Annotated in this window: 15 protein-coding genes and 1 pseudogene; 6 read left to right on the forward strand and 10 right to left on the reverse strand. The window is 42.0% G+C overall.

Annotated features, from left to right (window positions below; genetic code table 11):
• The first annotated feature begins 124 nt into the window (after window positions 1-124).
• Window positions 125-3,220, forward strand: a complete 3,096-nt coding sequence (locus NSS82_RS09840; protein ID WP_341109740.1) for a DEAD/DEAH box helicase — start codon at window positions 125-127, stop codon at window positions 3,218-3,220.
• A gap of 426 nt (window positions 3,221-3,646) precedes the next feature.
• On the opposite strand, the gene NSS82_RS09845 is transcribed toward NSS82_RS09840, so the two are convergent.
• The 4 genes and pseudogenes from NSS82_RS09845 to NSS82_RS09860 form a co-directional block, all read right to left on the reverse strand.
• Window positions 3,647-3,895: a hypothetical protein gene (locus NSS82_RS09845; RefSeq protein WP_341109741.1), complete on the reverse strand. Its 249-nt coding sequence runs from the start codon at window positions 3,893-3,895 to the stop codon at window positions 3,647-3,649.
• 84 nt (window positions 3,896-3,979) lie between these two features.
• Window positions 3,980-4,837, reverse strand: a pseudogene (locus tag NSS82_RS09850) (SpoVR family protein); the annotation flags it as partial.
• A 693-nt stretch (window positions 4,838-5,530) separates the two neighbouring features.
• Window positions 5,531-6,544 (reverse strand): bifunctional glycosyltransferase family 2/GtrA family protein, encoded by a 1,014-nt coding sequence (locus tag NSS82_RS09855; RefSeq protein ID WP_076271943.1) that lies wholly within the window; start codon window positions 6,542-6,544, stop codon window positions 5,531-5,533.
• Window positions 6,541-7,512, reverse strand: a complete 972-nt coding sequence (locus NSS82_RS09860; RefSeq protein WP_143761215.1) for a phosphodiester glycosidase family protein — start codon at window positions 7,510-7,512, stop codon at window positions 6,541-6,543. The genes NSS82_RS09855 and NSS82_RS09860 overlap by 4 nt, the downstream gene beginning before the upstream one ends.
• Before the next feature lie 146 nt (window positions 7,513-7,658).
• Between NSS82_RS09860 and NSS82_RS09865 the strand changes: the two genes are divergently transcribed.
• From NSS82_RS09865 to NSS82_RS09885, 5 genes are all read left to right on the forward strand, one after another.
• Window positions 7,659-8,375 (forward strand): response regulator transcription factor, encoded by a 717-nt coding sequence (locus tag NSS82_RS09865; RefSeq protein WP_036684414.1) that lies wholly within the window; start codon window positions 7,659-7,661, stop codon window positions 8,373-8,375.
• Entirely contained in the window at window positions 8,375-9,310 is a 936-nt protein-coding gene (locus tag NSS82_RS09870) for a sensor histidine kinase (RefSeq protein WP_076101635.1), read from the forward strand. The genes NSS82_RS09865 and NSS82_RS09870 overlap by 1 nt, the downstream gene beginning before the upstream one ends.
• 117 nt (window positions 9,311-9,427) lie before the next feature.
• Window positions 9,428-10,348 (forward strand): ABC transporter ATP-binding protein, encoded by a 921-nt coding sequence (locus NSS82_RS09875; RefSeq protein ID WP_076271944.1) that lies wholly within the window; start codon window positions 9,428-9,430, stop codon window positions 10,346-10,348.
• The gene (locus tag NSS82_RS09880; protein WP_249267707.1) at window positions 10,332-11,033 is read left to right on the forward strand and encodes an ABC transporter permease; all 702 of its coding nucleotides are present in this window, start codon (window positions 10,332-10,334) and stop codon (window positions 11,031-11,033) included. The genes NSS82_RS09875 and NSS82_RS09880 overlap by 17 nt, the downstream gene beginning before the upstream one ends.
• A gap of 208 nt (window positions 11,034-11,241) precedes the next feature.
• A complete protein-coding gene (locus tag NSS82_RS09885) occupies window positions 11,242-12,879 on the forward strand; it encodes an ATP-binding protein (RefSeq protein ID WP_051491336.1) in 1,638 nt (545 codons plus the stop codon).
• A 65-nt stretch (window positions 12,880-12,944) separates the two neighbouring features.
• Here NSS82_RS09885 and NSS82_RS09890 read toward each other — a convergent pair whose 3' ends face one another.
• The 6 genes from NSS82_RS09890 to NSS82_RS09915 form a co-directional block, all read right to left on the reverse strand.
• Complete coding sequence (locus NSS82_RS09890) at window positions 12,945-13,796, reverse strand: DegV family protein (protein WP_036684402.1); 852 nt, start codon at window positions 13,794-13,796, stop codon at window positions 12,945-12,947.
• Between the two features lie 158 nt (window positions 13,797-13,954).
• Entirely contained in the window at window positions 13,955-14,818 is an 864-nt protein-coding gene (locus tag NSS82_RS09895) for an AraC family transcriptional regulator (RefSeq protein WP_170914210.1), read from the reverse strand.
• Between the two features lie 145 nt (window positions 14,819-14,963).
• A complete protein-coding gene (locus NSS82_RS09900) occupies window positions 14,964-16,646 on the reverse strand; it encodes a glycoside hydrolase family 13 protein (RefSeq protein ID WP_076271945.1) in 1,683 nt (560 codons plus the stop codon).
• An 88-nt stretch (window positions 16,647-16,734) separates the two neighbouring features.
• Window positions 16,735-19,053, reverse strand: a complete 2,319-nt coding sequence (locus NSS82_RS09905; protein WP_038569575.1) for a glycoside hydrolase family 65 protein — start codon at window positions 19,051-19,053, stop codon at window positions 16,735-16,737.
• 288 nt (window positions 19,054-19,341) lie between these two features.
• On the reverse strand, window positions 19,342-19,998 hold the full coding sequence (pgmB, locus tag NSS82_RS09910) for a beta-phosphoglucomutase (RefSeq protein WP_036684390.1): 657 nt from the start codon (window positions 19,996-19,998) through the stop codon (window positions 19,342-19,344).
• Between the two features lie 222 nt (window positions 19,999-20,220).
• Window positions 20,221-21,267 (reverse strand): LacI family DNA-binding transcriptional regulator, encoded by a 1,047-nt coding sequence (locus tag NSS82_RS09915; protein WP_036684387.1) that lies wholly within the window; start codon window positions 21,265-21,267, stop codon window positions 20,221-20,223.
• Window positions 21,268-21,546 lie beyond the last annotated feature (279 nt).

Below are 21,546 nucleotides of genomic sequence, written 5' to 3' on the forward strand. Positions count from 1 at the left end.
ACGGAATATTTATCAAATTCTGTCACAAAATTAATAGATTATAATCCTTTGCAATAGTAGTATTTAATATAAGTTAAATCGAAATAATTAATATATATTTCATTACCAAAAGGATGGAAGTACGATGAAGAAAACTTTAGTGTCACGGGACTGGGAAGATTTGGATTTGTTATTGGGTGTCCTAAGAGATTATCAGATCAAGGCTCTTGAGATGCTATCTAATTATATAAATAGTGATTCGCAGAAACAATCACTCATTAAAATGCCTACAGGTACAGGCAAAACCTTAATCATAGCTTTCATTGCTTCAAAATATACAAAAGTCAAAAATGTACTTATTGTAACTCCCTCAGAAGGTATCAGGGAACAATTGTATCATGATTTAAAAGGAAGGATATGGATTAATTTAGAAATACCTAAATCAGAAAAAAAAGTATCGAGACTTTTTCCGAAAAATTTTAATGGTTGTGATTCTAATAAAGGTAATATTTTAGTGGGAACGATGCACGCGCTTAATGAAATAAGAAAAAACGAAATTATGTATGACTTATTAAAAAAAGATATTGATTTAATCATTTTCGATGAAGGTCACAAAGAGCCAGCTGAAGATTGGAAAAAAGCAATTAGAGAAATGGGAAAAAAAGTAGTCTTAATGACTGCAACGCCAGTTCGAAATGATAACAATCAGTTCAATATAGACAAGGAATATATTTATAATTACTCATATCATGCAGCAGTAAAAGATAATTACATAAGGGATGTTATATTTAGAGAGATTAACGAAATAGAAATTCTTGATTTTCTGAATAATGTTATTGAAGAATGTGATAAACACATAACCGAATACCCAGATACAAAAATTATCATAAGATTTAAAAATTTTGAGGACTTAAATTATGCATTCATGAAATTAGACGAGGAAGGGAAAAACGTAATAGCCATTCATGATCAATACAAGAATTTCAATACTGATTATCATTTCGAAAGTGGAAATAGGCGAGTTCAATCAGTGCCTGATGTAAAACAAATAAGGGCTAATTATTGGTTACACCAATATAAATTAATAGAAGGAATAGATGATAGTTCGTTTCAAATTTTAGTTGTGTATGATTCTTTTTCTGATGTAAGATCATTAATTCAACAAATCGGAAGGATTGTAAGAAAAAAAGCTTATGATTCTGATGAAATTGGCGTAATTTATTATAGATCATCCACTGTTAATCAAGAAAAATTGTGGAAAGAATACTTGCTTTATGAAGAGAAGTTACAAGAAAATAAAGAATTAATTTATTTTTCTTTTGAAGAATTTTTTGAAAGAACATTAAAAATACATCCAGATATTATTTATAGTGACGGTCATTACTCGAAGAAACTTAACCATTTGCAAATTGATGATAATACAGCGAGTTTAAAAAAGTTTAAAGTTCCTTTGAAGACAAATGTTTTTATGAGTTCCATTAGAACAGACATATTAATTGAAGAAACCTTGAAAATGGTTCATGAGGGAATTCTAAATTCAGATGCAAAAATCATAACAGCAGTAAATAACAAAAAAACTAATGAGTATGTTATCGTTTACTCATCCTTCAAGAACTCTCCATATTTAGTAGAAGAGTATTTTTTAGAGGTTCGACTACAAATAATTATTTTGAAATTTGTGGAATCTTATCTCTTTGTATTTGATAGTAATAATTTGATTATGGCTTCAATTAAAGAATTATATAGTCAAATACCCTCAGATCTTTTACAAAATTTGTTTGCAATCGGAAATAAAATATCAAGAGTGACCATAAATAATGGTTTCATAACTCAAAATAATAATATTAGACGACAAATTCTTAATGCTAATGATATTTCTAGCTTAGCACCTTCTATAACAGATAAATATAGTTTCTGTACAACTATCAATGGTGTAGTAAAATCAACTATTAGTAATGAATTTTTAACAAGATACATTGGATTCTCTAACGGGAGAATTAGTGATTCGTCTACATTGTTTCGACTTGACCACTACTTTATATGGATTGATTATATATATAATTCTTTAAAGGCAAAGAGTATAAATTCAAATATTTTCAGTCGCTATGCACCAGTTACTCGAAAACCAAAAAATCTTGATGCTATTAGTATACTTCTTGATATTTCTGAATTTGCCGACCTATTCGTTGATAAATACAATAAAAAAGTTAGTTTTGAAACATTTATATACGAGGTTAAAAATAATACATTCAGAATTGAAACCCATCAAGGGGAATTGGATGTGAATATCAAGTTTAATCACAGAACTAATAAATACGTATTACACCAGACAACTAATTTTCAAGTTAATTTTGACGTACAGAATTTAAGTGAGTACTTTTTTGAAAATCCTGATGTGAGAAAAACAGATGACATAATTCAATATTTAAATCGTAATCAAGCATTTCAAATCATTGTTGGAACTAAACGCCATATATATACACGAGAAAACTTCTATGAAGTTGGAATTAAATCTAATGATAATAGACTTTTAGAAATATTGAAAGAATATAGTGTTACTACTAGTGGTGGGATAGTAAATGAAAAAGGTTCTAGCTCTAACGTCGTAAAATCTAAAAAAATGTGGGATAAAGGTTCATTGTTTGAACTTGTTGCATCTCAAGGAAGTAGTATTGACTTAAAAAGTTCGTACGGCGAAGAGCTACAGAATCATTTGTCAGGGTTTGATTATTTAATTTGTACAGATTTAAATAAGGAAATAGCTGATTTCATTGCGTTAGATGAACAGAAACAGAATGTTTACTTTATTCATTGCAAAGCTTCTAAAAAGATGTTGTCTGCTTCTGCATTTCAAGATGTTTGTGGACAAATAGTTAAAAATTTAGATTATGTCCACCCATTAAGTAATAAGAAGCCCGATGATTTAAGTAATTGGAATGGAACTTGGGAAAATGAAAAATATAAAGTTTCGATAAATAGGATTATCCGTAACAAGGGAAATATTAATTCGGAACTGATTTGGGATAAAATAAAGTCAGTTTCTCAAAAACAAGATAGTAATGTTTATGTTTGGGCTTTGTTGGGGAATATGTTCTCACTAAAAGAATATCTAAAGGAGAAAAATAAAAGTGCTGGTTCACAGAAAGCAGAAATGATTCAAATTGATTATCTCCTGATGTCTACTTGGGCGACAGTTCAAAATTCACATGCCAAATTGCAAATTTATTTTGATAAAAAATAAAAATGTTAATTAGGGGCTAATTAATCGTTTATAAAAGCAGTTTCTGAAAAATCCCCTTTAAATTATTAAACAGATAATGAGACAAAAACACCGTGTAATCCGCAGGGTGTTTTTGATATTTAAATACGTTATATACCTAAATTGTATTGATTCCTGCGATAGATTCTATCACTTAATCCTTTTGACTTAAAGGATACATAACAAGCCCATCCAAACCCAGCACTATTTTAGCATTCATAAGCAGATCCAATCCAAGTAGCCCATCCTATTCTAAAATAATCCCCACTATCTGATACAGCATCAGCGGATAATAGGGTTTGAGAAGCCCCTATATCGATGAAAAGTTTGTCTATAGTCAGAGCTTGGCCTTTATAAGTCAAGGTCAAAAATGTTAGCAGCATTCAAACGAACGAACGTAATCAATTTTCAAGTTGCATGACTCCCCACAATCCACGGAGTGTACGAATTCAACCTTAATTTCATCGTTTGCGGTAGGGGAACAATCACGCCGTCTTTAGGTTGCAGCAATTCTTTGGTAGCTTTCTTCGGATCCTGAATAGCACGGATCAGTGCGAATTCATCCACTAACTTGGTGTTGCCTTCGGTATGTGACGCAAGTATTTGCAGCTTAACGTATTGATGGGGATAAATCTTCCGAACTTCTTCCCATTGCATGGCTGGCACCTCCAATCGGGATTGTCCTTTTATTGTATCAGATTATTGGCCATTAAAAAGCTCTCCAAAACGATGTACATCGTTCACGGAGAGCCTTTTTGCGTAAGCACCTTGGAGATACGAAGCCCAGCCTTCGTTCATGATCTTTGTTTCCATCTGTGGCCAGAAGTAGAGCATTTCATCATGGAGCATCGTCATAATGTCACGTTGCCAATCCTCCAAAACAGTGGAATATTGCTGAATGAACCAGACCATATCTTTTTCTGGCTCTGGGGGGAAAGCACGATTTCCAGAGAGGGCTTCTTGTGGTCCGGTAGTGCTTTTATCTAGATTCCATAATTCGTCATAAGGATTGGATGATTTCGAGCTACCTGGAGGGGCATCTTTGAGCTCCTTCATCTTAGCTTCCAGCAGGTGAGTTTTGCCCAGCTTGCGTGGCTGGATCAGACTGGGGTCTATATGCTCCTGGATAGCCAGCACTGAATCGATGAAGCTCTCCACAGCATCAGTTCCGTAAGTTACAGAATAACCGGCAATCCGATCTGCTGTAGCTGACATACTCTCGACCATATCTCGGTTGGACATGGAGAAACGCATATTATTTTTGAAAAAATCACAGTGCGCTAGCACGTGGGCAACAATCAGCTTATTCTGAATCAGTGAATTTCCATCCAGCAGGAAGGCATAACAAGGGTTGGAGTTAATAACGAGCTCGTATATTTTGCTCAGTCCGAAATCGTATTGGGATTTCATTTTATGAAAGGTTTTTCCAAAACTCCAGTGTCCAAATCGTGTAGGCATTCCATAAGCGCCGAATGTATAAATGATATCTGCGGGGCATATTTCATAACGCATGGGATAAAAATCTAAACCGAAGCCAGTGGCTATTTCCGTAATCTCGGCAATTGCCCGCTCTAGCGCATTAATTTCTTCGCTTGGCATGAATCTTTCTCTCCCTCCAGCTTGGGCTTATGCTGCAACCTATTCTGACAAGGCTGCAAAGGTTCCGCGACAACGTCCGGGACTGTTCCATTTATATATATGGGAGAGTAGATGAGTGTATGACGTTCTGAATTTCTGAGCAAAGATAATGTGATTTTGCATACATTATTGGAAGGACGCACTAGCTTTTTTTGTATGCGATTCTATCAACGGTACCCTTCTCGGTGAATTCGGACTCAGATGACGTTATTTGCAAATTTCCAGCCTTTTGAACAGGGTTTCGGACCCCACAGACGCTATCCCACAGAAAGAGGCTCATATGTGGTGTCTTTCTTACCAATAGCGGCTATGGGGTCCGTTAGCATACCAAAAGTGGAATAATACTGCGATTAGTGTCATCTGTGTCCGATAGGCGCCCAATAGGTGCCCAATAGATGCTCCATATGTGTTCGAGAAACAGTTCCATAGATGCCCGATAGAAGCTCCATATGAGTTCGAGGAGCAGTTCCATAGGTACCCGATAGAAGCTCCATATGTGTTCGAAAAGTATTCCATAGGTACCCATAGTACTCCACAAGTATCCGATTAGTACTCCATAAGTGTTCGAAAAGTACTCCATAAGTGTCCAATTAGTGCTTCACAAATTCCAGATTGCTCACCACACGAGCATAAGCAGTTCAGAGTTCCCAACCCTCAGTACACAAACCTCCGTTGCGCCCAATAGCTGAATAAGAAGATTGAAGCCTCGGTCAGTAGCTTGGCGGCGACAAGCGGAATAATCAGCTTTTCATTATAGAAATAGAGTAGCCCATAGTTGAACAACAACACGAGGATCACCAGCGCAAAATATTTGGGAAGCGACGCCTGAATCTTGGAGCGTTTGCCGCCCGTGAAGACATATTTTCGATTCATAGAATAGTTGAAGACAGAACTGCACAATCTCGCGGCCGCGACGGACAGGAATAGGTTATGGCTGAGACTCTGGAACAGGAATAAGAGTGTGAAGTCGAGCAGGGCAGACAGCAGCGAAGAAGTGCTGAACATTAGTATCGGCAGGTATATCCGGAAGGAGTCCATCAGAGGCCGGAAATGGGAGGATTTATTATCGTCCAGATAGACGGTATCGATGTACTCTTCCGTAATGGTGTACCCCTCTTTATGGGCAGTCAGCAGCATGTTCATTTCATATTCAAACCGTTCGCCGGGAATCTGGCATAGCCAATCAAGCATTGGTAGAGGGTAGCCGCGCAGACCAGTCTGTGTATCATAAATCTTAGTGCCTGTAGTTAAGGAAAAGACCGTCCGGGTTACCGAGTTGCCGAAGCGGCTGCGCAGAGGAATGGTTCCGGTGAACCTGCGGCTGCCGAGTACGATTCCCGGGGGAGTCTGGTTCCGCAGAGATTCAACGATTCGGTTAATATCATAAGGCAGATGTTGGCCGTCGCTATCCGCGCAGACTACATAATCCGGCAGACCAGCCTCCTGAATATACTGGAACCCTGTCTTCAGAGCACGTCCTTTTCCGAGGTTGACTTCATGGGTTAGGACAGTGCAGCCGAATGCTTCTGCCATATCGAAGATTCCACGGTAGTGCGGGCCGCTGCCGTCATCTACAAGAACAATAGGTTCAAGCTGGAAATTATGCAGCTGTAAAATCAAATCGAGCAGTCGTTCATCTGGCTCATAGGCTGGGATCAGTATAGTCATGATGTTGCACCCTCCTTGATATAAAAAATGTCGCTGACGCCCCGCTCCTTGTTTTTGCCCTGCGGATTATTTACGACCCGTCCCATGAAGTACATAGTGGATGAACCACCGCCGTCCAGATTGTAGGCTTCTGTGGCGCCAAGGTCGGACATTACATCGGCTAGCTCAGTAAGGGTCATCCCACGGCTGTACCCTTCATTGCGCCCGTCAACTACGACAAAAACATAATGGTTTGGTTCGATCATACCAACTGCGGTGCGGGGATTCGCATTCTGGATGGAATGGTTGCCGAAGTTGGTATCGATTTTGACATTGCTGAAATCACTGGCAATCTCCCCGTCCTGAATCAGAATCGGGCCAAAGGAAAGGGTATCGGTGGCCCCTTGCGCCAGCAGTTCAGAGGAAGAAATCTCTTCCTCGTTATAGGTTTGCATCGTTCCGTCATCGAACAGCGCCATTGCATCCCGCACAGGATCATCACGATACACCGTGCCGTTACGGATAATCACTCCGTCATTGCGGAAGCCATAGTAATCCCCGTTGATGGCAAATATCGCATTGTTCGCGGAAGCAATGTCCGAGGTATCCTCAGTGATGTTTGTTCCAAAGCTGTTGTCGGCAAAGGCAGTGCGCAGGCTGCTCGCTTCCTTGAGGACGACATCAGCGACAAAATAGGTGATCTGGTCTGAACCGGACCCTGTCTGCACTTGATCGATCTGGATCTGAATATCATCGCTGGAGTAATTCCAGTCATCAGAGGTTGCATTAACTTCGGCAGCTGTAACGGCTGTAGCTCCTGAGCTGCTAGTTGTAGCTGCATCATCCGCAACCACGACTTCGACATGTTCGATTAAGTAACGATCTGCCAGACTATATATCACTGTGCCGAGAAGCAGGAGGACAATGATCATCACGATCAGCAGTTTTCGTTTGAAGCTCCAGGCTTGTTTACTGCTCTTGTTCAACATTGAAGCATCACCTCTTTTTGTAAGTTGTTAAGGCCATCATACCTGGGCTACCTTTAACGAAACTGAAATAAAAACTGAAATAGTAAGCGCTCCGGGAAATTGGTATAATTTAACGAAGAGGTTTTCGACTACGGGGAGGTTTGGACATGCCACAGCGTGTGCTGCTGATTGAGGACGACGAAGCAATCAGTGAAATGGTCAGGTCTTATTTGGTAAAAGAAGGTTATGAGATTGAAGCTGTATTTGACGGTGAAGTAGCGGAGAGAACATTTCGGACCGGGGGTCCATTTGATCTTGTGCTGTTAGACCTTATGCTGCCGAAGCGAAGCGGGACTGACATTCTTCAGACTATCCGTGCGGGGAGTCTGGTTCCAGTGTTGATCATGTCCGCCAAAGACAGTGATGTAGATAAAGCGCTTGGGTTAGGCTTTGGGGCAGATGATTATATTACGAAGCCCTTTTCTATGATTGAGCTAGCGGCTAGGGTGAAGGCAGCGATCCGTCGTGCAGGTTATGCATCTCCCAGTATCCAAGTGGAAGATCAAGCTCCGGTGAAGCAAATGATCTCCATTGGTCGATTGACTGTAGATTTAGATAACTTCTCTGCGTTGAAGAATGGGGAAGAAGTAAAGCTAACGTCGAAGGAATTTCATATTCTTAAGCTGTTTGTGACACATCCGGGCCGAGTATTTACCAAAGCGCAGATTTATGCGAGCGTATGGGAGGATGATTATTTCGGGGATGAGAACGTCATTAATGTACATATGAGAAGATTGCGTGAAAAAATAGAAGACGACCCCTCCCATCCCGAATACATTAAGACGTTATGGGGCATCGGGTATAAGCTGGGAGAACAGCTATAATGATTGCGGTGCTAGGTATTGTCATTGTGCTCTTACTGGCCGTCATTGTGTGGCAATATCAGAATTCGCGTAAAGCTTCTAATGATTTGCGATATATGCATGACAAGTTAAGCAGCATTATGGAAGAAGGCTCACATGAAAGATTGCTGCTGTTCAGCGGTAATTTGGAGCTGCAAAACGTGCTGATTGACCTGAACCGGCTGCTGGATATCAATCATAAAGGAAGCATTGAGCGTGTGAGGCTGGAGAAATCCATGCGTAATATGCTGTCTAATATTTCTCATGATCTTAAGACTCCGCTAACGGTTGTGCTTGGTTATATTGAGACCATTCAGCAGGATGAGCATTTGCCGGCTGAGGAACGGGAACGGATGATGAAGATGATTCATCAAAAAGCCAATGAAGTGATCCAGCTGATGAACAAGTTTTTTGATCTGTCCAAGCTGGAATCAGGAGATCGGGAAGTTGCTCTTTCACGAGTTGAGGCAGGTGAAGTATGCAGACGCAACATCCTTTCTTTCTATGATATCCTCAGTGCTAAGGGCAGTGAGGTGGAGATTGAGATTCCGGATGGGGCTGTTTACTTCATGGGAAATGAAGAGGCTCTTGATCGAATATTGTCCAATCTGTTGTCGAACGCAATTTCTTATGGCGACGCGGGGGGCGTATTAGGATTAAAGCTCTATAGTGATGAGAACAAAGTATACATAGAGGTGTGGGACCGGGGAAAGGGCATTAGTGAAGTACACCAAGATAAAGTATTTGAGCGTCTGTATACGCTGGAGGATTCAAGAAACCGGGCTTATCAAGGCAGCGGTCTAGGTCTGACGATCACCAAAAGATTAACGGAGCAAATGAATGGAACGATTACACTGGTTAGTCAGCCGTATGTGAGAACGGTGTTTACCCTTACTTTTCGCAGATTACGCTTCTAAGGAATAGAATTGTGCGCAGCTTAAGATTTTCGTAAGAAACGAGTAATAAAAAAGAAAATTCTGCTGTGTACAATAAGAACTAAGGAAGACGAGACGAAAACAAAGGGGAGCGCGGAATTGACTACAATACTTCGGACAAGAAATTTAACGAAAACCTATCAAGGTAAAGAAGTCGTAAGCAATGTGAATATGAATATTAAGCAAGGTGAAATTTACGGGTTTCTTGGACCCAATGGTGCTGGCAAAACTACCGTGATGAAAATGGTCACGAACCTCGTTAAACCTACGAGTGGAGAAATTGAATTTTTTAATGAAAAAATGACAGAGCATTCTTACGAAATGCTGAAGCGGATGGGCTGCATCATTGAATATCCCGTGTTTTATGATAAATTGACAGCCAAGGAAAATCTGATTTTGCACGGAGAGTACATGGGCTATTATGATCCGCAAGCGATTGGTGAAGCGCTGGAGCTCGTAAAGCTCACAGGTGTCGATAAAAAGCCGGTGAAGCAATTTTCACTTGGGATGAAGCAACGACTGGGTATTGCCAGAGCCTTCATGACGAAACCTGAGCTGCTCATTTTGGATGAGCCGATTAACGGGCTTGATCCTGTGGGAATCAAGGAGATGCGTGAAGTGTTCCGGATGCTTAGCCGTGAATATGGAATGACGTTACTTGTATCTAGTCATATTCTGGGGGAAATAGAGCAGATTGCTGATACGATCGGTGTGATCCGGCAGGGTGCTCTGGTAGAAGAAGTGGGGATGGATTCCATTCGTGGCCAAAATACTGAATATATCGAAGTGGTTACGAACGAGATTAATAAAGCAGTGTATGTGTTGGAGCATAAGCTTGGGCTTAATAATTTCAAAGTGCTGGACCATATTACAGTAAGAATATATGACGATGGAATCTCACAGCGTGATCTGAATAAGGCGTTAGTGCTAGCAGATGTGGAAATTGAGAGTATCAGCAAAAAACAACATACGCTGGAAGATCATTTTCTGCAATTGATTGGGGGTGAAAGCATTGCTTAAATTAATATCTTTGGAGATTCGGAAGAATAAGCTAAAAACGCTTCTTACAGGTGCTGCAATCGTTAATCTTGCGATTCTTGCTTTTATGATTATGGTTTTATTCGTTGATCAAAATGAGAGCGAACCGTCGTTTGCTTCTTATGCAGAGTTGTTTGAGGGTGTGTTCGTTTTTGTAAAGGCTGCTTATATTATTTTCGCTTCGGTTATTATTAGCAAGCTGGTGATTGATGAGTATAAGAACAACACCATTACTCTTCTCTTCATGTATCCTATCTCACGTAAAAAGCTAATGACTGCGAAAATATTGATAGTGTTCGCCTTCACATTTGTTGCCATTATCGTGGCAGACATTGTAGTCGGCGCTATCCTAATAGGATTCAATTCCTTTGCAGGGCTAATTCCGGGTGAACTGACCCTTCATGTAATCACATCAGAGCTGATTAAGTTAGGCGCAAACGCATTTTATGCCGCGGGTATCGCTCTAATTCCATTGTACTTTGGGATGAAGAAAAAATCAGTCCCAGCCACCATCGTCTCAGCTGTGTTAGTTACCTCCCTAATTTCTGGGGGATTTGATCAAGCGCGTTTAGGTAATTTAGCGGCGGTGTCGATCTCACTTGGTTTGCTAGGAGCAGCCATTGCCTATATGGCCATTCGCAACATTGAACATAAAGATATCGCCTAATAGATTCGGAATTCCCCCCTTTTATAACCCTTTTGTAACGATGAAAAAGCATCGTGATTGGGGTTATAAAGGGGGGATTTGACGTTTATCTACGACTGATTTCCGTAATTTTGATATAATAGATATGAAATATATTTTAAATTTTAGATGAACATTGCCCGTTTAGGGGTAATGATAATGGATGAGAGAGCCTGAGGGGATGTGAACTGTGGATAAAGACTGGACGTCCATTCTGAGACGGTTGCTTTCGGAAGAGAGCGCTTATAAATCGTTATATGACCATCATCCTGATTTGATATTCGTTCTGGATAGACAAGGTCGCTGCGTAGGAACCAACCTAACGTTCCATCTAGGCTCCGGCGCAGAAGCGCAGTTTCAAAATACAAGTCCGATATCAGCAAAGAGAAAAAAACTTGGCAATATTGCTAGTTTTGAGGCTGCTCTGCAGGGGAACTCCTCAAGCTTTGAGCTACAAGATTTAGAGAATCCCAAAAAAGGCTCGAATTGCGTAGGCGTTAAACTTTTACCGATCAGAACGGAAGAAGGGATCGCCGGGGTATTCGCGATTACCAAAGTAGCTAACGGAAGCGCTCTTTTACATGCGGAATTGTTACAAGACTGGTTGGATGAATTGGCAGACACCTTGGACACTGAAATACCTGCCAAGGGAGAAGCGGAGGTAAGCTCCAAAGATACCTCAATAGTAGCTGTGAAGGATCAACAATCGAGTCTCATTCTGAATTCTGTCTCTGCGGGAATCTTTGTGCTCGATACAACGGGGCGAACTCTTTTTATTAACCGTGAGGCAGCAGATATGCTAGGCTATCAACCTACAGAATTGATGGGTCTGAAGCTTATGGATTATATCCATCATATCCAAGGTGACGGTTCGCGCTATTCGACGCCTGATTGCCAGATTAGTCTTACGATAGAGGATGGAATCATCCGTAAAAAAGATGATGAGATCTTCTGGCGTAAGGATGGCACCAGTTTTTTTGTTAATTACCGGGTGGCACCTCTTATTGATGAAGGGCTGATCGCAGGTGCGGTTATTGCCTTCAGTGATATTACGAATGAGCGAGAAATCATTCGTGCCAAAGAATCAGCAGAGCAGGCAGCGCAAGCCAAATCTGATTTCTTAATGATGATGAGCCATGAAATTCGGACGCCGATGAACGGGATGATCGGAATGGCTGATCTATTGTTGGATACTGAGCTTGGAGAAGAGCAGCGAGGTTATGCCGAGATTTTACGCAGCAGTAGTTATACGTTATTGCAGATCTTGAATGACATTCTTGATTTCAGCAAAATGGAAGCAGGTAAAATGTCACTGCAATCCGAGAAGTTTGATCTCCGCGAGATGATCTCAGACGTCATTGATTTATTTGCACCGAAAGCGGAAGAGAAGAAGCTGGCATTACGGTGGTGGATGGATACTAGCGTTCCAACCATAATCATTGCTGATCCGATCCGCTTGCGGCAGATTGTCGTGAATCTGGTAGGCAATGCGCTGAAATTCACTGAACGTGGGAGCGTGACCCTATCGGTGAAGAACATTCCACTATCTGATGAACAAGAATTTTTGTTGGAATTTTCAGTGCGGGATACAGGTGTAGGAATTGCCGGTAACAAACTCAATCTGTTGTTTCAATCTTTCTCACAGCTGCATCCGTCCATAAACCGTAAATATGGAGGCACAGGCTTGGGACTGGCGATTTGCAAGCAGCTCGTTGAGCTGATGGGTGGGACGATCTTTGTAGAAAGTGAAGAGAATCAAGGTTCTACGTTTCGTTTTATGCTGCCTTGCAGAGCAGAAGATATAGAGCTGGAAGTAACTTCAAACTAGGGGGGGTTACACACAAATCTCCGGTCCATTTGCTTAAGAAGCAATGGCCGGAGATTTGTGTGTTATTAGTCCTGAAGCATATACATGAGACCTACAGTATGCGGCCCACAATGGCTGCCAATTACACAACCAGCATGGAGAATTGCTATTTCATTAACTTGAGTTTTCTCTCGTAGTGCTGACTCCAGATAGAGTGCATCTTCTTCCGCCAAGGTATGGACAACGATGAGCAACTCTTTATCCATTCGATCGATGTGAACCAAAGCGTTCTGGAGCATTTGTTCCACAGCTTTTTCCTTTTTGCCACGGATTTTGCTAGTAGGTATGATGCTTCCATCTACCAGTCTAAGAACAGGACGGATTTTGAGTAGACTACCGATGAAGTTCTGCATGCCTGAACAGCGTCCACCCATATATAAGTAATCTAGCGTATCCACAACGAATTCAGTTTCCACAAGGTTGCGGCTGTGCTCCAGCATGGCTGCAATCTCCACCGCAGTGTGGCCTTTTTTAGCAGCTCTGACAGCCTTCATAACAAGGAGGGCAATGCCTCCGCACAAGGTTTGCGAATCTATGACCTGTACGCGTCCCTCAGGAAATTCCCCGGCAGCCAAAAGTGCATTCTGATATGTAGAGGATAGTGAGGAGGAGAGACTGATATATACAATATCTTGTCCGCTACTAATCACGGGTTGAAATGCAGCAATGAAATCTGCTGGCGAAGGTGCTGCCGTTTTCGGCAATACTCCACTAGCGGCTACACGGCGATACACTTCCTCGGGTGTAATATCTTCACCATCTTTGTAGGTACCTTCTTCAAATACTACATAAAGAGGAACGATGCCGATGTCATAAGTATCCTTCCAGTTTTGAGGTAAATCGGAAGTGCTGTCTGAAAATATTTTTACAGTAGACATGAAATTCTCCTTCACCGATAATTCGGATGACAATAATCAATAATCATTATAGAACTATATAATCTATTTATTATACCAAGACTATGCCAATTCTCAAAATGAAATAGTAGGCAATCACAAGAAAAAAGACTATCGAGGTTTCGATAGTCTTTCTAGTTCTATTCTTTTTTCGTAACAGGGATCCATATCTCACAGCGATAGTCCTCTGCGTCTGGTCTCCCCGGAAGATATAGCTCAAACTCAGGCCCGCCTGTATGCTCGTAGCCTGTGGAAGGGAACCACTCTTGGAAAATGCGTGCCCATACCTGCTGGATAGCATCAGGCATCGGCCCTACTGAGGTGAACACAGCCCAACTTGCAGCTGGGATTGTTGTAGAAGCAAAGCCCTGTGCATCAGTCTCTGGAGTAGCTTCGACAGCGATCCAATAGGAGAAGGTTTCTTTATCATGGTTCATGTCAGAGCAGATGCCTAATAAATCCTTATCTCCACCGAGCTCAATCAGCTTATCCGACGTACCATTTTCATTAGCTTCTATCCACAACTGAGGGATGCGGCGCAGATTCTCCCCATCTTTCGTTGTCATTTCCTCTACTAGTCCGATAACATTAAAGGCGTCTCTTTTCTCAATTCTGTAGTCCATTTCTTTATCTCCCTTCAGTGATAGATGGAAGGAGAGTCTAGGGAAAGCCTTGAGCTGTACCCCTGACTCCCGCGCAGCAGAAGGAGTAATTCCATGTGCCTTGCGGAATGCTTTGGCAAACGACTCGGGCGAGTCATATCCGTATTTCAGTGCAACATCCAGCACTTTAACTTTAGAAATAGCAAGCTCCTGTGCAGCCAGAGTTAATCTGCGCTTACGGATATAGTCTTTAATAGATACTCCGGTAAGCATATTGAACATGCGCTGGAAATGAAAGGGGGAGGAGTAAGCAACCTTGGCGATTTCTTCAATCGTCACAGATTCCTCCATCTTGCTCTCCATATAATCTAAAGCTTCTTTCATGCGGATAAGCCATTCCAAGTCCGTCATCTCCCTTTAAGTTCATACTATCAGGCTGCATTTGCAAAATCCTGTTATTCCGTGCTCTCTAATGACAGGTAGCAGGCAGAAGGATAATCTCATAAAAAATCATCCTAAATAGTATAACTCAGGAAGATAGACAAAGTTAGTCTTTCAATCGATACACTCTTGCTTCATAAGGTCGTAATAATTCCCGTGTGGGTGCATCATCAGGGTAATTTCCAATAATAAGTTCCGTAGCCTTACTTAGCTCTGCGGAAAGATCAACAGTCTGTGGAACCTCATTGAAATTGAGCAGCACCAGCCACTTCTCGTCATCCAGAGTACGCGTATAGGCATATATGTCCTCATGCTCTGGCAAAAGTAGCTTGTATTCGCCATAAGCCATGATCGGATTTTTTTTGCGCAAAGCAAGCAGCCTTTGGTAATAATAAAAGATAGAATCCGAATCAGCCAGCGCCTGCTCCACGTTAATTTCCTTGTAGTTCGGATTAACTTTGAGCCACGGCTCCCCTTCAGTAAAGCCGGCATTCGCAGAATCATCCCATTGCATCGGAGTGCGCGCATTATCACGGCCTTTGATATGAATAGCGTTTAGAACGCTGTTAGGATCAGCGCCGCCTTCGGTAACCTTTTCGCGATACATATTGAGGATTTCTATGTCTTTATAATGTTCAATGGCTGTGAACTTTACATTGGTCATCCCGATTTCTTCGCCTTGATAAATATAGGGCGTCCCTTTCAGCGTGTGCAGTAAGGTAGCGAGCATTTTGGCAGAGATCACGCGATACTTACCGTCATCCCCGAATCTTGAGACCATACGTGGCTGGTCATGATTGTTAAGATAAAGACTATTCCAACCCTTATCCGCCAGACCCACTTGCCATTTATGAAGAATATCGCGCAGCTTCGACAACGTCCACGGGGCTACGTCCCATTTGCCGTCAGGACCCGAGTCCACATCCATATGCTCGAACTGGAACACCATTTGCAGCTCTTTGCGTTCCTCGTCCGTGTAAAGAATAGCATCTTCAACTGTAGCGCCAGGAGTTTCGCCGACAGTCATAATGTTATAGTTGGATAACACTTTGTCATTCATTTCATGTAAAAACTCATGAACACGTGGTCCATTCATATAATATTCGCCACCCCAGGCAAGTTCCCCGGGAGCGAGGCCGCCTCTATGGGAGGAAGGGAGACCTTCCACTTTGGAAATCATATTGATTACATCCATTCGTAGACCATCCACACCCTTGTCGAGCCAGAAGGTGATCATCTTGTATAACTCCTCACGCAGCTGCGGATTCTCCCAGTTGAGATCCGGTTGCTTGCGCGAAAACAGATGCAGATAGTATTCACCAGTAGTTTCATCCAGTTCCCAAGCCGGGCCGCTGAATACAGAACTCCAATTGTTGGGGCGCTCACCATCTGGTCCACCCGGACGCCAAATGTAGTAATCACGATATGGATTATCTTTTGAAGAACGGGATTCTACGAACCAAGGATGCTCATCTGAGGAATGATTGATTACAAGGTCCATCATCAGTTTTATGCCACGGGCATGCAATCCAGTCAGTAATTCTTCCCAATCCTGCAATGTGCCGAACTCATCCATAATATCTTGATAATCGCTGATGTCATAACCGTTATCGTCATTTGGCGATTTATAGACAGGTGACAGCCAAACTACGTCGACACCTAGCTTTTGCAAATAATCCAGACGTGAAATGATTCCTTGCAGATCTCCAATCCCGTCACCATTGCTATCTTGAAAGCTGCGGGGATAGATTTGGTAGACAACGGCTTCTTTCCAAAAGGTTCTGTTCATTCATAATCACTCCTTTTATAAGTTAGCTTCCTAAAAAATAAAGAGACCCCAAAAGCTTTAAGCTTCAAGGGTCTCTTGGGTGTAAGTTTTATACTGTGACGGAATTGCTATCAGCAGTGATGCTGCTTAGTCCGTTTACGGTATATTCTTTGTCGTAGATAGTAATAGAAGCGGGGATATCAGTTTCATTCGTAACAGTAACTTGTGCATCCGTAACGCTTACTTTCAGACGGGAGCCGCGGAACATAATTTTAAAAGAGTAAGCAGTCCAGTGACCTGGGTTAGATGGGCTCAGTGTCAGTCTGCCGTCATGTACGCGGAGTCCGCCGAAACCATGTACGATCGACATCCAAGTACCAGCCATGCTAGTGCTGTGCAACCCGTCTTCTGTATCATTGTTATAGTTATCAAGATCCAGTCTTGAAGTACGCAAGTACATTTCATAGGCCTTATCCTTATATCCCAGCTCACTGGCTAGAATGGAGTGGATACAAGGGGAAAGGGAGGACTCATGAACAGTGATCGGTTCATAAAAGTCGAAGTTGCGTTTTTTTGTATCCAGATCGTAACGGTCACCCAGGAAATATAATCCCTGCAGAACGTCTGCTTGTTTAATGAAGCAAGAACGCAGGATACGGTCCCATGACCATTTTTGGTTAAGTGGCAGATGCTCACGTTCCAGATCTTTGACTTGAATGATCTCTTTGTCCAGGAAGCCATCTTGTTGTAAGAAGATACCCAGCTCTTCATCCGCAGGATAATACATCTTAGCAATGATGTCTTTCCATTTTGTAGTTTCGCTCTCTTGCAGCCCTAGTTTGTCAACTAGCTCTGCATAACGAGCAGGCTCATTTTCTTGCAAGTATGCCAGTGCTTCCATGGTGTATTCCATAGTCCACGAAGCCATACGGTTTGTATACCAGTTATTATTAACGTTATTCTCGTATTCATTCGGGCCCGTTACGCCGAGCATTACGTATTTGTCTTTACGTGATGCGTAGTGAACACGTTCTTCCCAGAAGCGGGAGATTTCCACGAGAACCTCAAGGCCATATTGTCCCAGATAAGCTTTGTCTCCGGTGTAGTTCACATAGTTGTAAATGGCGTAGGCAATGGCACCGTTCCGGTGAATTTCTTCAAATGTAATTTCCCACTCGTTGTGGCATTCTTCACCGTTCATGGTAACCATTGGGTACAGCGCACCTTTTTTGAATCCAAGCTTACGGGCATTTTCTTTAGCTTTCTCTAAGTGCTTGTAACGGTAGATCAACAAATTGCGGGCAATGGAGGAGTCCGCCGTACTGAGATAGAAGGGAACGCAATACGCCTCTGTATCCCAGTAGGTGCTGCCGCCGTATTTTTCACCGGTAAAGCCTTTAGGCCCAATGTTCAGGCGGTCATCTTCACCATTATAGGTTTGATTGAGTTGGAAAATATTAAAGCGAATCGCTTGCTGAGCCGAAACGTCACCTTCAATAATGATGTCGCTTTCTTTCCATTTTTCTCTCCAAGCTTCAATTTGTTCAGTCAAAAGGGTTACGAACCCAGCTTCCTTAGCAGCTTGCAGAGCAGTTTGGGCGGCGTCGACCAATTGTCCCAGACCGTGATTCCGAGAAGTAACATTGGCTACATATTTATAAATGACGATTTGATTGCCCGCTTGTGCGGTTACGTCCAGTTTGCTGGCTACATATTTCTCTTGTTCGATGACTTCTGCTTCGGCAGTTACCTTCTCACCATTGACAAGGATATCAAAAGCCATAGCAGAGGTGACATGGAAGTCGAGTTTCTTAGTCTTTAGGGTGAGATGTCCATGATCAGGTCCCGCTTGTTTCTCAACTTCATTCCAGAATTTCTCGTCATAGTTGGAATCCTTGTTCTTCACATCACCATCAAGATAAGGAGTAATCGTAATCTTGCCTGAGAAATTGACAGGAATGATGGAATAGCGAATCGCGCCGATTTCTTGACGAGTCATGCTTACGAACCGGATACTTTCTACTTTAACTTCCTTACCATCTTCGAGTGTGGCAGTGAAGCTACGGGAGAGCGTTCCTTCTTTCATATTAAGTACCCGGCGGAATTCGGAAACGGTGCACTTTGCCAGATCAAGGGGTGTACCCTCGATTTCAATGTTAATACCGATCCAGTTCGTGCTGTTAAGTACTTTGGCAAAATATTCAGGATAGCCGTTTTTCCACCAGCCGACACGTGTTTTGTCAGGGTAGTAGACGCCAGCCATGTAGCTGCCTTGCAGGCTGTTACCGCTATATTGCTCTTCGAAATTGGCCCGGCCACCCATAAATCCGTTACCAAGACTAAATACGCTTTCAGAAATTTCTTGCGTCTGTGGATCAAAGGATTCCTCAATAATGGACCATTCATCAATTGTTAAATATTGTTTCACGATAACCGCTCCTTTAAATATGTTAGGGGGATATATAAAATGAACAAATCCCTTGTTAAACTTCCGGTGATATATAAGTGACTGCGCGGAATCTTTGGACTTTCGATCACATTTTGCGGATGAAATCTGATTATAAAGGCGAACGTTATGCTTCTATAGTTCCAAAATTCCTCTCCGTCACTTCATCACCAGAAGGCTAACGATTAATTATTAGTTCATTTAATCTTTGGTTGGAATGTCCACAACAACTCAAATCAGTACTATTTGAGTTAATTATGTTCAATAAACTTATGCAAAAGATTCTTTGAGCAGGGACACACTCATATGAGCAAGCGATGGGACAACAATATTCGCTGCACTCAGGGTTTCCGGCGAACCAATGCCAACACTGAACATACCGGCCCGGGTAGCGGCCTCAATTCCCGCTTCTGCATCTTCGAAGACTACACAATGTTCAGGTGCGGCATCCAGTGCTTTGGCTCCTAATAGGAACACTTCCGGATCTGGTTTAGCAGCACTAGTGTGTGTGCCGTCGATGATTGCATCAAAGTAAGGGGTTAATCCGGTATTATTCAAGATCGTCATAGCGTTTTTGCTGGCAGAACCGAGAGCAACTTTGATGCCATTCGCACGGCACTCTTTTAGGAAATCAAGCGCACCTGGCAGAATCTCAGAACTGTCCATTTTCGCAATATATTCGACATAACGATTATTTTTCTGTTCCGCAAGCTTAGCTTTCTCTTCTTCGTCAATCGTTAGTCCGCCGATTTCCAGCAAAATATTTAGTGAAGCCGTTCTGCTGACTCCCTTAAGGCGTTCGTTATCTTGTTCTGTGAATAGAAACCCCAGTCCATCTGCAAGCTCTTTCCAAGCAATATAATGGTATTTTGCTGTATCGACGATTACTCCGTCCAAGTCGAACAAGCAGGCTTTAATTTCCGACATTGTAGTACCTCCTAAAAGTTTTGACAGCGTCGTGATCCAGCGGATGCCGTATTAGAATCTTATTAAACCGTTTAAACTTTGATTAAGATGTGTAAGTTTATCCTAACCTAAGATCCTAGAAATCACCCATAAAGAACTGGATCAATAAGTATTGTATGATTTAGCGCAAACGTTTGTACAGATTTTCAAAAAATAAATGAAGCGGTTAAACGCTTCACTTATTCATTCGGTTTTATGCTTTGCCAGAGAGTGCATGGATGACTCTCTCACGATCAGACGATGGGGAATAACAAATCGGTTGGTATGACCTGAACCGTTATCCGGACTCTTGATATTTTGGATAAGTACTTGTGATGCGGTGTAGCCAAGATGATAAATTCCTATATCAATACTGCTGATCGGAGGACTAGATAATTCAGATAATGGAATATTGTTAAAGCTTACAATGGCGAGATCGTCTGGAACCTTGTATTTCAGTTCATTCAACCCGCGCAAAATTCCGAACGATACCATGTCATCCACCGCTACCAGCGCAGTGGGGCGATTCGGCAAATTCATGAAAAAGGACATCGCTCTATAGCCGCTATCCTGTAGAAATTCACCTTCTACAATCCATTCATCCCGCATTTCTAAACCGCTATTCTGCAATGCTTTACGATATCCGGCGAGACGGTCACGAGAAACGATTAGATTAGGTGGTCCACTTACGAAGCCAATACGTTTATGCCCCATGGAAATGAGGTGGTTCGTAGCATCGTATGCTGCCATCACATTATCATTATCGACTGATAAAATATTCTCATATTTATCACTTCGGCCAACAAGCACGAATGGATAATCGTTGCTCTCTAGAAAATCAATAACGGCATCATCCGTACGAGAGTAAAGCAGAATAACGCCGTCAACACGGCGACCCTTCAGAAGTCGTGAAACGGCTTCCAGTTCTTCTTTCTCGTTCGCTCCGGAGCTTATTAACACATCGTAACCGGAACGGCTGGCTTGTGTAACGATCCCGCGAATTAATTCCATAAAAAATAGATTAGAGAACAGCTCTTCAGCAGGTTTAGGAAGACTGAAGCAGATGCTGTTAGTAGTTTTCGACACCAAGCTCTTAGCCATCATGTTAGGGGTATAGCCCATATCCTCCATAATAGCTTTAACTTTGCGGGAAGTTTCCAGGCTGATTCTGGGATGGTTGGACAATACCCGGGATACCGTGGAGGGAGATACTCCCGCTTTCTTGGCCACATCCTTAATGGTAACTGTCATTGAAACCTCCTTATGGAACCGTTTGCTTTACACAGTAATATTAATCTAAGAGTTCTAAATTGTAAATAGATAAAGTCATTCAAAAGGGGGAAATTGCTACTTTTGGAAGGAACACAAGAAATTTCAATGTAATATTGTTGCTTTTCACCAAAAAAGTATGAATGATTCGGGAATTTTGATGTTAATATGTATAAATGCGGTCTGGATTTTGCGAAAAGAGTATTCGCTGAATGCAAACGTATGGCTTAAATGATGCAAGAACTTAGCTGAAAGGAAGGG

The sequence above is a fragment of the Paenibacillus sp. FSL H7-0735 genome (assembly GCF_038008505.1).
In the GTDB taxonomy this organism is placed as follows: domain Bacteria; phylum Bacillota; class Bacilli; order Paenibacillales; family Paenibacillaceae; genus Paenibacillus_AQ; species Paenibacillus_AQ odorifer.